This is a genomic window from Gimesia panareensis (assembly GCF_007748155.1).
GTDB classification, from domain to species: domain Bacteria; phylum Planctomycetota; class Planctomycetia; order Planctomycetales; family Planctomycetaceae; genus Gimesia; species Gimesia panareensis.
Genome location: NZ_CP037421.1, coordinates 7,227,976 through 7,242,883, shown reverse-complemented (window position 1 = coordinate 7,242,883; position 14,908 = coordinate 7,227,976). Strand labels below are relative to the sequence as shown.

At 52.3% G+C, this 14,908-nt stretch carries 13 protein-coding genes and 5 tRNA genes; 13 read left to right on the top strand and 5 right to left on the bottom strand.

Annotated features, from left to right (window positions below; translation table 11 throughout):
• Window positions 1-3: 3 nt before the first annotated feature.
• From Enr10x_RS27320 to Enr10x_RS27300, 5 genes are all read right to left on the bottom strand, one after another.
• The gene (locus Enr10x_RS27320) at window positions 4-303 is read right to left on the bottom strand and encodes a (2Fe-2S)-binding protein (RefSeq protein WP_145114934.1); all 300 of its coding nucleotides are present in this window, start codon (window positions 301-303) and stop codon (window positions 4-6) included.
• Window positions 304-387: 84 nt separating this feature from the next.
• The gene (locus Enr10x_RS27315) at window positions 388-1,266 is read right to left on the bottom strand and encodes a hypothetical protein (RefSeq protein ID WP_145452170.1); all 879 of its coding nucleotides are present in this window, start codon (window positions 1,264-1,266) and stop codon (window positions 388-390) included.
• Window positions 1,267-1,315: 49 nt separating this feature from the next.
• Entirely contained in the window at window positions 1,316-3,346 is a 2,031-nt protein-coding gene (locus Enr10x_RS27310) for a zinc ribbon domain-containing protein (RefSeq protein WP_145452168.1), read from the bottom strand.
• A gap of 262 nt (window positions 3,347-3,608) precedes the next feature.
• Window positions 3,609-4,892 (bottom strand): DUF1501 domain-containing protein, encoded by a 1,284-nt coding sequence (locus tag Enr10x_RS27305; RefSeq protein WP_145452166.1) that lies wholly within the window; start codon window positions 4,890-4,892, stop codon window positions 3,609-3,611.
• A gap of 22 nt (window positions 4,893-4,914) precedes the next feature.
• Window positions 4,915-6,366: a DUF1549 domain-containing protein gene (locus Enr10x_RS27300; RefSeq protein ID WP_197997391.1), complete on the bottom strand. Its 1,452-nt coding sequence runs from the start codon at window positions 6,364-6,366 to the stop codon at window positions 4,915-4,917.
• Window positions 6,367-7,233: 867 nt separating this feature from the next.
• Here Enr10x_RS27300 and Enr10x_RS27295 point away from each other — a divergent pair.
• The 13 genes from Enr10x_RS27295 to rplJ all read left to right on the top strand — a co-directional run bounded on the left by Enr10x_RS27295 (window position 7,234) and on the right by rplJ (window position 14,812).
• Window positions 7,234-8,904: a sigma-70 family RNA polymerase sigma factor gene (locus Enr10x_RS27295; protein WP_145114919.1), complete on the top strand. Its 1,671-nt coding sequence runs from the start codon at window positions 7,234-7,236 to the stop codon at window positions 8,902-8,904.
• Between the two features lie 448 nt (window positions 8,905-9,352).
• Window positions 9,353-9,425: transfer RNA gene (locus tag Enr10x_RS27290), tRNA-Thr, on the top strand.
• 86 nt (window positions 9,426-9,511) lie between these two features.
• A tRNA-Tyr gene (locus tag Enr10x_RS27285) sits at window positions 9,512-9,593 on the top strand.
• A gap of 38 nt (window positions 9,594-9,631) precedes the next feature.
• Window positions 9,632-9,702, top strand: a tRNA-Gly gene (locus tag Enr10x_RS27280).
• A 38-nt stretch (window positions 9,703-9,740) separates the two neighbouring features.
• Window positions 9,741-9,813 (top strand) — tRNA-Thr (locus Enr10x_RS27275).
• 148 nt (window positions 9,814-9,961) lie between these two features.
• Window positions 9,962-11,158 (top strand): elongation factor Tu, encoded by a 1,197-nt coding sequence (gene tuf, locus Enr10x_RS27270; protein WP_145114916.1) that lies wholly within the window; start codon window positions 9,962-9,964, stop codon window positions 11,156-11,158.
• A gap of 116 nt (window positions 11,159-11,274) precedes the next feature.
• Window positions 11,275-11,430 (top strand): 50S ribosomal protein L33, encoded by a 156-nt coding sequence (gene rpmG / locus Enr10x_RS27265; RefSeq protein WP_145114913.1) that lies wholly within the window; start codon window positions 11,275-11,277, stop codon window positions 11,428-11,430.
• An 89-nt stretch (window positions 11,431-11,519) separates the two neighbouring features.
• A tRNA-Trp gene (locus tag Enr10x_RS27260) sits at window positions 11,520-11,592 on the top strand.
• A gap of 211 nt (window positions 11,593-11,803) precedes the next feature.
• Window positions 11,804-12,154, top strand: coding sequence for a preprotein translocase subunit SecE (secE, locus tag Enr10x_RS27255; RefSeq protein ID WP_232093153.1), 351 nt, complete (start codon window positions 11,804-11,806; stop codon window positions 12,152-12,154).
• Between the two features lie 175 nt (window positions 12,155-12,329).
• On the top strand, window positions 12,330-12,914 hold the full coding sequence (gene nusG / locus Enr10x_RS27250; protein ID WP_145452162.1) for a transcription termination/antitermination protein NusG: 585 nt from the start codon (window positions 12,330-12,332) through the stop codon (window positions 12,912-12,914).
• Window positions 12,915-12,989: 75 nt separating this feature from the next.
• A complete protein-coding gene (gene rplK, locus Enr10x_RS27245; RefSeq protein ID WP_145452160.1) occupies window positions 12,990-13,415 on the top strand; it encodes a 50S ribosomal protein L11 in 426 nt (141 codons plus the stop codon).
• Window positions 13,416-13,507: 92 nt separating this feature from the next.
• Window positions 13,508-14,212: a 50S ribosomal protein L1 gene (rplA, locus tag Enr10x_RS27240; RefSeq protein ID WP_145114902.1), complete on the top strand. Its 705-nt coding sequence runs from the start codon at window positions 13,508-13,510 to the stop codon at window positions 14,210-14,212.
• Window positions 14,213-14,293: 81 nt separating this feature from the next.
• Window positions 14,294-14,812 (top strand): 50S ribosomal protein L10, encoded by a 519-nt coding sequence (rplJ, locus tag Enr10x_RS27235; RefSeq protein WP_145114899.1) that lies wholly within the window; start codon window positions 14,294-14,296, stop codon window positions 14,810-14,812.
• Window positions 14,813-14,908 lie beyond the last annotated feature (96 nt).

Here is a 14,908-nt window from a genome sequence, read left to right as displayed (position 1 = left end):
AGGTCATCTGGCGGGGGGAGTTCCTTTGCCGCTCTGGATGTACTGGTCCCGCTGCTGAGCATATTCTTCGGCTGTAATCGCTTCTTCATTAAGTTCAGCGAAGTCTTTGGAATCGGCGGCCGCTGCTTTTTCATATTCGGCGAAGTACCGTTTCAGGTAAGGGACACACCAGCCGCACCCGGTCCCCGCTCCGCCACATTCACTCAGCTGACTGGCCCGCCGGGGGCGATGAATGCGGAGGTGGTTGATGATTTTGCGTTTACTGATATGAAAACAGTAACAGACTTTATCGTCGAGTTTCACGTCTGATCTATCTCTGGTTAAGCCCGCAGGCGGGCAGACTGGTTCGCATTCCAGGCAAACAGGGATTGCAGGCGAGGGCAGACCTCACGATCCTTCTGCTCTCTCAATGTAAATCTTATTGGATTTCACGGAGAATGTCAGGGCCGCTTCACTCAATATCTGGGCCAGCAGTCGGGAGATTGTGGTATTTTTCTGTGAGAACGAGATTGGCGTTTCCAGGAGCCGGGAATCATTTTTGACATTGTCCGCAAGCTGAAACTCAGTATCGAGCATCTCTTCGAACTGGGCAATCAGAGTTTTGAGGGGGATTTCTTTCGGTTGTTGAAATTCGAGAATCGGGATTTGCAGAGCCATCGCGACATCGGTTTCGGGGACCGCTGGTACTTCCATGGGGTCGGGTTTGCGGGCGACCAGTGGCGGAGCCTGATCCGGTTGGGCGGCAATCAGATTCTGATTCTCAAGCTGCCGCTGGTCGGGTTGAGCCGGGCCCGGGGGTACTGCAACTGGTTCTTTCGCTTCTGGTTCGGGGGTCACTTCCACCAGCAGGGGAGTCTCAGTTTCTGTCTTTTCATTCGGGAGCTCTTGCTCCGCGTCTGCGACAGTCTCCGGTTCCGTCTGTGGCTGTGGAATGGTTGGAGACTCATCGAACAGCATCAAAAGCAGAATCAGGAGTCCGCCGGTGCCGGCGACGAGCCAGGACATCAGCACGGGACTGGCTGCCAGATACCTGGCACCACTCTGAACCGTCTGGAGACCGGCTTCCGTTTTTTGTGCGAGCCGGGACGGTCCCTGAGGTATGGGTTCCAGTTCGACTGGCGTGAGGGAGAGCTGTCCCTCAGGTGTCTGCGCAATCTGGAGTGGTTTACTACAGTCGGGGCAGTGAAAGCGGGTGCCTGCTGTCTGCCTGCCGCGCATTCTGAGCGTGGCTTGACAGTGAGGGCATTGAAAGGTGGTGACATCCATGGGTGATCACCCCGTTAACGAATCCGACAGGAGATTTAATTTTTCAGATTTAATTTTTCGGTGGAAATACAAAAACCGTCAGATTATTGTTTTTCGCATAGGGTTTACTGGTAATCGTGGCGGTCTTTTTCGCTTCATCGATCACCAGGCATAACTGATCCTGATCTTTGACGTTGAAAATGGCTTCGATCGCATCCAGGCCGGGAGCCATCCCCAGATTCATTGTCTGTGGCATGTTTTTCGTGTAACCGACCAGCTTGAGTGCTTCACCATCGACTTCGATATTGGTTTTGGTTTCTTCACCAATATAAGCAAACGCTTCCTGCAGCGGCGTGCGACGGAAATCGACATCGATCTTCATCTTCAGGCGGTCGACTACCTTGTCAGGCAGTTTGGGGCCCGTGGGTTTCGGTTTGGCTTTGACTGAGAAGTCGGTCCGCGTCGATTCATCCCAGGTGAGCAGACTGGCGACTGCCAGGTTGGGGGCAGCCCGTTCCGGCAGATTGCTGATCAGCTGGGCGTAACGTTCCCCGGTCTTTTCATGGTTCGCCATGCTGAAGGCTTTGAGCATGGCAGGAAATCGCCCAATGACTTTGCGTGTGCCGACAGTTCCGGGATTCATTTTCTGAACGCCCTCCAGCATCTCGTGTGGCAGCTGGTCGAGCTTGTTTTTGAGGTTGTCAGCCAGTTGTGGCGGGCGAATCATAGTGGTATTGCGGAAGGTGAACTCGGAGTAGAAATCATCGCGCCCCAAGTGCATGCTCCAGGCAACGGTTTCAACATCATCGCCGATCCAGTCCAGAAACTCGTTCAGGAAAGGATGTGCTTTTTCGGGAACGAGCACATCCTGCTGGCGGCGAACTTCATCCGGATCAAAGACCACAGTCAGGTGCCGATCCCGGTCGGTCTGCTTCAGAATGGATTCGATCCCGGGGGACGTACTGCTATCAAATTCCCGTGATTCCGCCATTTCGGTAGCACGATCCATGCCCGGTGGTCCGATGACGTAGGTATTCTCATCGACGATCATATAGGAGTTCTTGCCGCCGGAATAAACGGGGAAATTGTAGTCATCCAGTCGCTGGCCATCAAACTGGGCGATCAGAGCCGAACGTTTGATGGGATCGACGGGGCGAACCACGGCCGCATATTCGGGGGGCGCACCGGGTGAGCCCAGAATCAGGCAGAACGTGACTTCTTTGATCTGCGCGGGTTCCAGCATGCAGATGTCTTTGATTTTCTGTCCGGCCCAGACGCCCAGCGGTCCCAGGCAGGCCCGAAACTCTTCTCCCTGAGAACCGGGTTCCCAGAGGGCAGCCGGATGCAGGTGGACCAGGACGCGGGTTCCTGCAGGAACATAAAGCAGGCGGATCGGTTCGCCTGAGGTTGGGCTCGCAGCCGTTTCCTGTTTGTGGCTCACGACCGGCGTGACCGGTGCTGGACTGGGAGTTGTATTCTGTGGCTGTACTGGAGCAGCCGGTTTGGCGGTCATTGTCTGTTCGACTTTGGGCCAGGCGAAATAGGCACCGACGCCGACGAGAAGAATCAGCGCGAGTGCCGAGATGATCGTGACATTTCTGCGTTTGGCATTTTTTCTCCGCAGTTCACGCATGCGGGCAACACCGGCATTCCCGCTTGATTCCGTCGAAATGTTCGGGAAGCCTCCGTCCGAGGCACCGGTATCGATTTGAGGCGCGTCTGGTGATGCAGGAGCTGGCGTCGATGTGTCAATCTGCGGAAACTGGTTTTGTGGTTGAGGCGGCGGTGTTGCTGCAACTGGCTCTGCCGGCTCATCGGGAACCCATTTGGCTGAGGTTCCCACCACGGGTGAAGCCGGCTGGGCCAGATCAATTTTGACTTCTTCGATTTCAGCAGAGGAGGGGGCCGGCGGAGCGGGGGTTTCCTCTGGAGGTGGTTCTACAGGTCTGGAACCTGATTTCTCAACGGCAGCGGTTTCAGGGAGCTGGAGCACAAAAGCATGTTTACAGTTGGGGCAACGGGCTTTCTTTCCGAGTAGACTTTTATCGCGGAGTTTGAGCTTTTTTTTGCATTGCGGACAAGGGACAGCGATGCTCGTCATGAATCAGCCTGTAAATATGTATTTGCGTAAGGTAAATCGTTGTAAGGGTTAATGTTGTGCCGAAACACATCAGCAGGAGCAGCTCACTGCTTTATCATACGTTTTGAAGCGGAGTGCTGCCAAGTCTTTTTGAAGCTTGTTTTAGATTAACGGCGGTTTCTTCATGAGAGCAGCCGGAGTGCTGACAGCATTGCAGTCAGCAAGAAGTCACCGTGCCGCGCAGCAGTGGGGCTTACAGATTGAGGGGCGCCAGGGCGCTGTTTTAACCAAACAGGCCTTTGATGACCGCGCCGCCGTCGACGAGCCGGACGGGACGCCCGATGGGGGTGTGCAGTTCCATGTCGGCATTGATGCCCATGGCTTTGCACATCGACTGGAAGAGATCCTCCACCTGCACGGGGTTGTCGGTGATTTCCTGGCCGTTGTCGTCGGTTTTGCCGATGACCTGTCCCCCTTTGATGCCCGCACCCGCCATGAGGAGGTTGAAGTTGCGGACCCAGTGATCTCGACCGGGAACGGGAGGCCGGGCATTGATCTTGGGAGTCCGGCCGAATTCTCCCATGCAGAGTACGAGTGTCTTGTCCAGGAGCCCGCGCTGTTTGAGATCGGTCAGGAGCTGAGAGAGTCCCTGGTCGACATCGGGGGCGCGGCGTTCCATGTTGCGGAAGATGCTGTTGTGCATGTCCCAGCCGGTACTGCGGACTTCGACGAAGGGGACGCCCGCTTCGACCAGACGACGGGCGACGAGAAGTCCCTGTCCCAACTGGTTTTTGCCGTAGGCGGTCTGAACGTCTTCAGATTCCCCATCGAACTCGAACGCCTTCAGGCGGGGGGAGGTCATCATCAGACTGGCTTTCTGGTAGAGTTTGCTCTGCTCTTTCACCAGCGCTGCGGCACCTGCCTGCGCGAAATCGCTTTCCTGCTGGCTCAGCAGAGCGAGACGTCGTCGCTGCCGGGTTGCGGAAGCGGTACTCGTGACGTTATCCGGCAACTGGCCTGGCCGATCGATGATGAAGGGGGCGACCTGAACTCCGAGAAATCCGGAGCTGAGGGTCTGACCGATGCTGACGAAGTTGGGGATGTCCGAGTTCGGATCTCCCAGCTCACGGGCGACGACGGAGCCAAAGTGCGGGAACTTTTCGATGCCCAGCATCCGATGCCCGGTATGCAGGTGATAGGTGCCCCGTTCGTGAGCCGCTTCTTTGCCGGTCATGGAACGCACGACGGCGATGTCATTCATGACGGAGGCGATTTTGGGCCAGTAGTGGGCGATTTCAATGCCGGGCGTCTGTGTCTGAATCTTCTTAGTTTCGCCACCGTTGGGAGTGCCCGGCTTGGGATCCCAGGTTTCCATCTGGCTGGGTGCACCGGCAAGCCAGAGCAGAATACAGGCACGTCCCTGTTTTTTCATTTCCGCGGCGTTGAGCTGGATCTGACTGAGCAGGGGAGAGCCGGCGACCCCAAGGGCGGCCGCCTGCAGAAAGTTTCTGCGGGTGAACTGACTGCGTCGGGTTAAATTCAGGTGAAGGAGCGCTTCGTTGTACATGAGGTGATTCCTGTGAGAGCCGTTAGCGTTTGGTTCGAAACTCGGTGCAGTTGAGGAGTACCCAGATCAGATCTTCAACGGCTTCGTCACGTTTTTCAGAGTCTTTTAAGTAACTGACATTCCGTTCGACTTCTTCGGGAGTCGCATGGCGGGCCAGTATATTCAGGTAGAGTGTCTGGACCAGTTCGGCGTCTGACGAGATGGCCTGGAGTTTTTGTTTGAGTTCACTCTGTGACAGGGCCTGCTGGAGCTCCTGCTGATTCATGAGCAGCAGGGCCTGCTGGATGGAGCCTTCCAGTGCACTTTGCGGCAGAGAGGGATTCATGTCGAAGACCTGTGCGATTTCCTTACGCAGGTTGGGGTGTTCTCCGGTCAGGTGGTTTACGGAATTCGCGACTACATCCGGACGCAGACGCGAGGGGCGGACCGCGGTAAAGAGTTCGGAAGGGGAGTCCATCGTGCGCATCTGCCGCTGATAAACTTTGGAATTCATAATCAGCCGAAAGAGCCATTTCGGGTCGAAGTCTTTAAAGCGGAAGTTGGCTGCAATGCGATTGACGACGGGCTTGTGCACGACATCGCCGTCCGGTCCGAGGCTGTCCACATCGTAGAAGCCGTCCCCGATCAGCTCGCTCCAGATGCGGTTTACATAGGCGCGGGCGAACCAGTAGTTTTTAGGATTGTATGCGAGATAGGCGGCGATGGAGACGCGACGCGCATCCGACTTCATGTTTTCATAGGGCTTCTCACCCAGCAGGAAACGGGGTTTCACGACTGTTTTGACAGTCGGATCGTCCTGGGAAGGCATCTTGTAGGTGTAGGGGTGAAAGAAGGCTGCGAGCTCGTGAAATTGTTCGCGTTTCCAGTTGTCGAACGGGTGATCGTGACACTCGGCACACTGGATGCTGATGCCCATGAAGATGCGGGCGGTTTCCGAGGCCAGCTCGGTCGACTTGTTTTCGCAGGCGAGGACAAAATTATTGGGACCGTAGTCCTGTCCGTAATCGTTTTTGACTTTCTTGTTCCGCTCGGGAGTTGCCGAGATCAGCATGACGGTGATGTAGTCCCAGGGAGCTCCTTTGTGAAACTGCTCTGCCAGCCAGTCTTCGAGGGCCTGGGGGTTGACCCGTCGTTTATTTGCTTCACTTTCGTAGAAGATGACCGAGGTCCAGTAGCGCGCCCACTTGCGTGCATAGGCCTGTGTTTCCAGTAATTCATCGATGTAGTCGGCACGTTTATTCGTGTTCTGATCAGCCAGAAATGATTTGATTTTTTCAGGAGTGGGCAAGTTTCCGGTCAGGTCGAGCGAAGCCCGTCGGATGAAGGTTTCGTCGTCAATCAGGGGAGCTGCCTGTGAGGTGGTTTCACCCAGTTCCAGCGCGAGTGTCTTATCAAGATCATCCGAGCTGAAGCTGATCCGGCTGCCGATGCGGCGGGTGGGCATGGTCTGCCGGATGTAGCCGAGCAACTGCATCTTCTGTTCTTGAGTTTTGAGCGGAGGCAGATTCAGTGGGGGCAGTTTCTTTTTGGTGTTTTTGCGGGGTGCAGCAGAGGAGTTTGCAAAAAGAACCAGACAAAACAATGCGACCAAAGTGATCCACTGAAGAGGGCGTGAGAGAGGAGAAGTGGAGCCACGCTTCAACATAAGATTACCCGCTACTCGAAGAGAGAAAATGCAGTTTACACAAGAGAAACTTCAAATGCAGAACGCACGAAACACGTATTACTGGATATGAAACGCCGGTTTCAGCCGAACTGACATACAGAACGGCTGAAACCTGCTACTTTTATGGTATCTGTCCTGCTTCAAAGGTAAATAGATTTTGATGGATTCGTAACAGGAGACATCAAGAAATTTATTCATTGCGAAGCGATTGTTCAGTTAAATAAGACTATGAGAGTCTGGTTTCTGGTTGTTTTAGAGTTAGTGTACATAGTGGTTGACAATATCTGAATTCATATGTATACTATTTCGAATGCATAGTGTCGTCATTTGAAATGTGAGCTACTTCACACATTTTTCTCCTTTTATGGTCAGTTTGAGGGGAGATAACTGGTTAGTTTTACTGGTCAGACGGGGCGAAACGATATGGAGGTGAATTCCGGTACTGATTCGTAAGGCGTTGTTAATAAATGAGATAGGGAATGACATTTTTGTTGATATTGGTTTGCCTGGCAATCTTCAGGTGAAATGCAAAATACTTTGACTAAAATAATTTATGTGTGAACTTTTTACTCTCAAATTCGTCTATTAATACGTAGGAGAGATGAAAGCCCGGAGACAACATTGTGAAGGACACGCTGGGTTTCCCGGAATATTCATATCAGAGGGTGGGGAATTATGATCAGTTCAAAGTACAAAAATCCGGCCATCAAGCAGTTAGCCGATCAGCAGGTGAAATATGCACCTCGCGAAGTCAAGCTGGCGCAGATGAGCCGTGCTGAAACGCTCCTGTCTGAGATCGATCAGGATCAGGAATATCCATACCCGGAAATTTGCAGACAGATTACGACTTACCGTTCTGAGATTTACCCGGACCTGGTGATTAACGGCAGCGACGTCATGCATGACGTGCGGTGCTTTATTGAGGACCTGTCCGAAAGTGCTGAGATTGACGTTGAGGATGTGGAAGAAGAGGTCTTCACCGTTCAGGATTTAAGTAAGAAATTCAACATTTCAACGAAGACCGTAGATCGCTGGCGTGATAAAGGGCTGGTCAGCCGCCGCTTCCGATTTAACGGGCGAATGCGTGTTGGCTTCCTGAAGTCATCTGTAGACCGTTATCTGCAGAACAACCGGGGACATGTCGCCCGCAGCATGAATTTCAGTCAGTTGAGTGATGAAGATCGTGAAGAGATTTTACGTCGGGCCAGGCGGCTCGCACGGTATGGGGGGTGTCCCGCCGAGATCAGCCGTCGCATTGCCCGTCACATGAATCGTTCACCAGAAACGATTCGTTATACCCTGAAAAATTTTGATCGGGAGAATCCAGAATTGGCGATATTTCCGAACGCACCAGAAAAAATCACGGAACAACAGAAACGTGATATCTACAACAATTTCCGCCGGGGGATCCCCGTGGAAAAACTGGCGCGGCGTTACTGCCGTACTAAAGCCAGCATCTATCGGATTATTTCCGAGGCGCGGGCAGCCCGTCTGCACGCCCAGACCATCGATTACATGCACAGTGACGAATTTGAACAGCCCAATGCCGAGAAGGTCATTCTGGGACCTGCACCCGAAGTCGATAAGTCGCACGAAAAAGTGCGTACGCCTCCGGGACTGCCTCCCTACCTGGCCAGCCTGTATTCGATTCCGCTGTTGACGCGGGAAGAAGAGGCTTATTACTTCAGAAAGTTGAATTTCCTGAAGTACAGAGCGGCTCAGATTCAGGAAAAGCTGGATCCCAACCGTCCTAAGGCCCGGGATATGGATCAGATTGAAAAACTGCTCGATGAGAGTACGGATGTGAAAAACTTCCTGATTCGCAGCAACCTGCGGCTGGTGGTTTCGATTGCCAAGCGGCATATCCGTCCGGGGGGCAACTTTTTCGAAATGGTCAGCGACGGAAATATGTCTCTGATTCGTGCCATCGAGAAGTTCGATTACACCAAAGGTAACAAATTCTCGACTTACGCCAGCTGGGCAATCATGAAGAACTATGCCCGGTCTATTCCCGCGGAATACAAAGTTCTGGACCGGTTTCGTACGGGGAACGACGAGCTGTTCTTCCAGTCAACGGATGAACGGGAAAGTCAGTACCGGGAAGAGTTGATCAACCAGAAGCAGCATGCAGTCATCATGAGCATTCTGGATCAGCTGGACGGTCGGGAAAAGGACATTCTGATCTATCGTTACGGTCTGAATGCTCGCAATGAACCTCAGACACTTGAACAGGTAGGCGATCGCTTCGGGGTCACGAAAGAACGGATTCGTCAATTGGAATCCCGTGCTCTGAAAAAACTGCGTCGGATTACCCAGGTGGAACGGGTGGAAATCCCGGGAATATAAAAGCAGGCTCATCAGATCCGGGTTGATCGGATCTGTTAGTGAGTTCTCCCCTTGAGCAGGCATGATTTTGTGAAGTCATGCCTGCTTTTTTGCTGCGCGGTGAACCTGCACAGGGAATTTCTGGTCTGGAAAGCAGGCCTTTGTCATTTTGTTCATTGAACTTAAAGGGCCAAGTCAGTAGGCTGAGAATCCCATGGACGGATCGGCTGTTTTTGCCGATCATAAAGCAGATTCTTTTGAGATGGAAAATCTTAGACCGTATAGGCATAGAGCATTAAGAAAAGATAACAATTTTTCTAATCAGCCCGTCGTTCTCACTTGCAAGCAGGTCCCTGATTGCTATATTGAGCTGCTTACTGAGTTTCGGCGGGGAAAGTACCTCTTTAGCCAGGTGAGTTTTTCAGGTTCATGAGGCTTGAAGCCTGCTAGTTTAGTCTCAGTGTGACAAGCTAGCGTAGCTCAATCGGCAGAGCATCGGTTTTGTAAACCGAAGGTTGTGGGTTCGATTCCCACCGCTAGCTCTTTTAGTTGTGATCTGCTCTTGATTTATTTTGATAAATTGTTGCTGCATCGCGACTTGTGACTTCCAGCTTCGGCTGGTTGGGAAGGGGGAATTCCCGAGCGGCCAAAGGGGCCAGACTGTAAATCTGGTGGCTACGCCTTCGCAGGTTCGAATCCTGCTTCCCCCATTCAAAAGATGTGGAAGTGACTGAGTCATTAAGAAGATGCGGGTGTAGCTCAATGGTAGAGCCCCAGCCTTCCAAGCTGGTCGTGAGGGTTCGATTCCCTTCACCCGCTTTTGAATAGAAATGCGTTTCGTTTAAAAGTCAAAAAATGCTGCTGTGGCTCAGTTGGTAGAGCGCGTCCTTGGTAAGGACGAGGTCATGGGTTCAAGTCCCATCAGCAGCTTTTTGAATTATTGTTAAATGTGGTTATCAGGAGGTGTGTGCCTCTTGCGTGCGAGGGGTGACTCCTGTTTTTACCTCGCTAATCGTTTTGTTGGTTTTATTGTTTGGGCCCTCGAGTGTGGGGCTTGAAAAAGGGGTTTTAAAGAGAGATGGCTAAGGAAGTCTTTGAGCGAACAAAGCCGCACGTAAACGTTGGTACGATTGGACACATCGACCATGGTAAGACGACCCTGACTGCAGCTCTGCTGGCTGTTCAGGCTCACAAGGGTCTTGCTGAACTCAAGAGTTATGCTGATGTTGCGAAGGGGGGAACCGTTCGTGACGAAACCAAGACTGTGACGATTGCTGTGAGTCACGTGGAATATGAAAGCGAAACTCGCCACTACGCTCATATTGACTGTCCCGGTCACGCGGATTACATCAAAAACATGATCACCGGTGCTGCCCAGATGGACGGTGCGATTCTGGTGGTGTCTGCTGCTGATGGTCCCATGCCTCAGACTCGTGAGCACATCCTGCTGGCCCGCCAGGTGGACGTGCCTGCTCTGGTTGTCTTCCTCAACAAGTGTGACCTGGTTGACGATGAAGAGTTGCTCGAGCTGGTGGAAATGGAAGTTCGCGAACTGCTGACCAAGTATGGTTTCCCCGGCGACGACATTACCATCGTACGCGGTAATGCGAAAGGCGCCCTGGATAACCCCGGCGACGAAAAATACAACGCCTGCATCGGCAATCTGATGGATGCTCTGGATGCTGACATTCCTGCTCCGGAACGTGAATCAGACAAGCCGTTCCTGATGGCGATCGAAGACGTGTTCTCCATCGCTGGTCGTGGTACCGTGGTAACCGGCCGTATCGAAGCTGGTAAGATCAACGTTGGCGATAAAGTTGAAATCGTTGGTCTGCGTGACACTCAGGAAACGACTTGTACCGGCGTTGAAATGTTCCAGAAGACTCTGGATCAGGGCCTGGCTGGTGACAACGTTGGTATCCTGCTGCGTGGTACTAAGAAGGAAGACGTGGAGCGTGGTCAGGTTCTGGCTGCTCCTGGTTCTATTCCTCCGCACACCAAGTTCGAAGGTCAGGTTTACGTACTGAGCAAGGACGAAGGTGGTCGTCATACTCCGTTCTTTAACGGATATCGCCCGCAGTTCTACTTCCGTACTACCGACGTAACCGGTTCCACCAAACTGCTGGGTGGCGCAGAAATGTGTATGCCTGGTGATAACGTGGAAGTGGAAGTTGAACTGGGTAAGCCAATCGCTATGTCCGAAGGTAGCCGTTTCGCGATTCGCGAAGGTGGTCGTACCGTCGGTTCTGGTGTGGTTACCAAGATCGTCGAGTAGTCGAGGCGATCGCTTCGGTTTGAAGATTAGTGATGTCCACCCTGCTCCGGGCAGGGTGGACTCTTCAAGTTATAGTTGATTTGTGGAAATGATGTCCGTGGGGGCTGAGAGCTGTTATGGCACGTGAATATGTTTGGTTAGAGTGTACAGAGACTGGTCTGAGAAACTATCGGGTCAGCAAAGAGACTCGCGGCACTGAGCGGCTTTCATTAATGAAATACTGTCCCAAGCTGCGGCGTCACACATTGCACAAAGAGTCGCGCAAGAAATAAGGCTTGCTGGCCGGGGTTTTGTGAGCTGGTGTGCGTTTTGTTGAGTTACTTCCGGTAATCAAGGCTGTTTGGTCAGTTCAATGTTGTGGACGGGTGTAGCTCAATTGGCAGAGCACTGGATTCCAAATCCAGCGGTTGGGGGTTCAAGTCCCTCCGCCCGTGTTTGAAAAAAGTGTTACTGTTGATGTCAGGTGTGGCTGGTGTTGTTCCAGTCTAAGGCTGGCTCAAAAGAAACAGGTTTGCGATTCCGGTGGTTCCACCATAGGTATCTGGTAGTTAGTAAGTCGGTCTCATGGCTAAATCCAAAACGGAACAAGCATTTTCTGCCACTCTGGTGAGTGGTGGTTTGTATAAAAGGAATCAGGGGCGCCTCGTGCGTCAGCTGACAGCGATCGGCCTGGTGGCTGTGGCCATTTTTGGTGCCTACTCGCTGTACAACGCTCTGCCTCTGGGGATGTCTGCAGGGCTGCAGAAGGGGATTGCGGTCGGAGTGGTCGTGGTTTCCGCATGGTTGGCTTATCGCCTGGTGAATTTTCCCCGGTTTGCTGACTTCCTGATTTCAGTGGAAGCTGAGGTGGGTAAGGTGACCTGGGCGACCAAGGAGCAGTTGTGGCGCTCGACAACAGTCGTGATTGTGGTCATGTTTCTGCTGGCGTTTTTGCTGCTGGCCTTTGATCTGTTCTGGCAGGCTCTGTTCAAAGGGATCGGCTTTCTTCAGATTTGAGGCGTGGTTACCACAGTATTCAGTGGAGAACAGAGATTTTTTGATCTCTGCTTCTTGAATAAAATGGTCTTCCTGCTCATTATGGGCGATTCCTGTTTTGGCAGTCTCTTTATTTGTCGCATTCGGATAAAATCAGGGCTTTTGCCGTCGTCGAAGGTCTGATTGAAGGTGTCTCATGAGTAATGATTCGGGTTCTGAACCAGCCTCTGAACAGTCAGAGGGCTCAGAAAAGCGGCTCTGGTACGTACTGAAGGTGCAGAGCAACCGCGAAAAGTCGATTCGTGAAGCCTTGTTGCGGGGTATTAAACGGGACGGTCTGGAAGAGTATTTCGGGGAAATTATTATCCCCACTGAAAAAGTAGTTGAAACAAAGGGTGGTAAAAAACGCGTTTTTGAACGCAAGCTTTATCCTGGCTATCTGATGATTCAGGTGGAGCTGAATGATGACAGCTGGTATCTGGTGCGGTCGACCAACGGGGTTGGAGACTTTACCGGTGCCGCCGGTCAGCCGATTCCGATGCAGGAGCATGAAATTGCCCGCATGCTGGGTCGGGAAGAGAGCAAAGAGGAAACGCCGGTCAAGATTAAACTGGATTTTCAGACAGGCGATGTCGTCAAAATTAAAGATGGTGCATTTGAGGGCTTTGAAGGAACAATTGATGCCATTGATGAAGCCAGTGGTAAAGTGACGGTTCTGATTGAAATCTTCAGTCGTCCTACACCATCAGAGCTGGAATACTGGCAGATTGAAAAAGTGTGACGGGTCCTACTGGCTCGGCATTGAAAAGATATATTTGATTCACCTGTTTATAAAGTGTTTTGAAAGTCGGTCGAAATGGCTAAGCAGCTTGTTGCAGAAGTAAAAGTTCAGATCCCCGGTGGTCAGGCTACCCCGGCTCCTCCTGTTGGTACAGCCCTGGGTCCGCATGGTGTCAACATCGGCCAGTTTGTGCAGCAGTTCAATGATCGTACCAAAGATATGGCTGGTACTACCATTCCGGTTGTGATCAGCGTCTATAACGATCGTTCTTTTGACTTCGTTCTGAAAAGTCCGCCTGCAGCAGTTCTGCTCAAGCAGGCCGCACAGATTGCCAAAGGGGCAGGGAATCCCAAGAAGAACAAGGTGGGTAAGGTTACCGTCGATCAGCTGAAGGAAATTGCCAAGACCAAGTTCGAAGACCTGAATGCTCCGAACATTGATCAGGCTGCCAAGATCATTGCCGGCACTGCCCGCAGCATGGGAATTGAAGTCGAAAAATAATCTGTCTTCGGTGGCCTGGCTGAGTGCCGGCTGCATTGAAAGACGGATCAGATTTAATCAGTACAAACAGCACGTTTACCGGATAGAGAGTCATGGGAAAACAATCCAAGCGGACAAAGTTCTATAACGAAAAACTGGCAGGCCTCGGTTCTGTCAGTCTGGAAGAGGCAGTTGAAGCTCTGAAGTCGCTGGACAGCGATCTGCCGGCTGCCATTAAACCGGTCAAAATGGACCAGACCATTGAACTGGCCGTTCGACTGGGGGTCGATCCCCGTCAGGCAGATCAACTGGTGCGTGGTTCCATTATTCTACCGCACGGGATTGGTAAGACGCAGCGAGTTGTTGTGTTTGCCCAGGGAGCGAATCTGGAAGCTGCTGAAGCTGCTGGTGCCGATGCTGCCGGTGGTAAAGATCTGGCTGACAAGATTAAGGGTGGCTGGCTCGACTTCGATGTGGCGATCGCCACCCCGGATATGATGGGTGTCGTTGGTCCGCTGGGTCGTGTGCTCGGTCCCCGGGGGTTGATGCCTTCTCCGCGTGCGGGAACAGTGACTCAGGATGTAGAGTCTGCCGTGAAGGATTACAAAGCCGGTAAAGTGGAATTCCGCGTCGATGCAGGCGGAAACGTGCACTGTCGTGTCGGCAAGATGTCCTTTGACGCAGCCCAGCTGATTGAAAATATCCAGGCGATGCTGAAGTTTCTGGACGGTTTGCGTCCGTCTTCAGTTAAGGGCACTTATGTGCGAAATATCGCCATTTCTGCGACGATGAGTCCCGGGATTTCAGTTGCACTGTAAGAGTGTCGTCGAATCCTGACTGATTTTATTAAACATCACATATACACTGATTTCGGCGTTCAATAAGCTGGAAGAGATCCAATGAGTAAATTTGTAAAAGAAATGATCATCTCGGAGATTGAATCCCAGATTGGCGAAGTACGCGACTTCGTCGTTGTGGATTCTGCCAAGCTGGATGCGATTACCGACAACGGTTTTCGGATCAAGCTGCAGGAGAAGGGGATTACTGCTCTGACAGTCAAGAATTCCCTGGCGCGACGGGCGTTTGCCAATGCTGGCATTGAAGGCCTGGAAGATGTCCTGAAAGGGCCGTCCACTCTGGTATGGGGCGGCGAGGACATTGTCGAACTCTCCAAGGAAATGACCAGGTGGGCCAAGGACATTGAAGAGCTGGACATTAAAGGCGGTCTGACTGAGGGAACCTCTCTGTCGTCTGATGATGTCACCAAGCTGAGCAAGAGTCCGGGTCGACTGGAACTGATTGCCGACATTGTAGGCCGGATCCTCGGACCGGGAGCACAGTTGGCCGGCGCAATCAAGGGGCCTGGTGGAACACTGGCCGGACAGATCAAGTCGAAATCCGAAGGCGAAGAAGCTTAAGCGACTGGTCTGTCTCTCAGACTGAGACGGATATTCACAAAATTGTAGCAACGACCGCTTCGATGTGGCGGCGTTGATTTGATTTACACTATTGAG

Bases quoted from the DNA above. Each gene is read 5' to 3' on its own strand.
- tuf (WP_145114916.1), top strand. From the start codon at position 9,962: ATGGCTAAGGAAGTCTTTGAGCGAACAAAGCCGCACGTAAACGTTGGT.
- Enr10x_RS27315 (WP_145452170.1), bottom strand. From the start codon at position 1,266: ATGGATGTCACCACCTTTCAATGCCCTCACTGTCAAGCCACGCTCAGA.
- nusG (WP_145452162.1), top strand. From the start codon at position 12,330: ATGAGTAATGATTCGGGTTCTGAACCAGCCTCTGAACAGTCAGAGGGC.
- rplJ (WP_145114899.1), top strand. From the start codon at position 14,294: ATGAGTAAATTTGTAAAAGAAATGATCATCTCGGAGATTGAATCCCAG.
- Enr10x_RS27300 (WP_197997391.1), bottom strand. From the start codon at position 6,366: ATGCAGTTGCTCGGCTACATCCGGCAGACCATGCCCACCCGCCGCATC.
- rplA (WP_145114902.1), top strand. From the start codon at position 13,508: ATGGGAAAACAATCCAAGCGGACAAAGTTCTATAACGAAAAACTGGCA.
- Enr10x_RS27305 (WP_145452166.1), bottom strand. From the start codon at position 4,892: ATGTACAACGAAGCGCTCCTTCACCTGAATTTAACCCGACGCAGTCAG.
- Enr10x_RS27310 (WP_145452168.1), bottom strand. From the start codon at position 3,346: ATGACGAGCATCGCTGTCCCTTGTCCGCAATGCAAAAAAAAGCTCAAA.
- rpmG (WP_145114913.1), top strand. From the start codon at position 11,275: ATGGCACGTGAATATGTTTGGTTAGAGTGTACAGAGACTGGTCTGAGA.
- Enr10x_RS27295 (WP_145114919.1), top strand. From the start codon at position 7,234: ATGATCAGTTCAAAGTACAAAAATCCGGCCATCAAGCAGTTAGCCGAT.
- rplK (WP_145452160.1), top strand. From the start codon at position 12,990: ATGGCTAAGCAGCTTGTTGCAGAAGTAAAAGTTCAGATCCCCGGTGGT.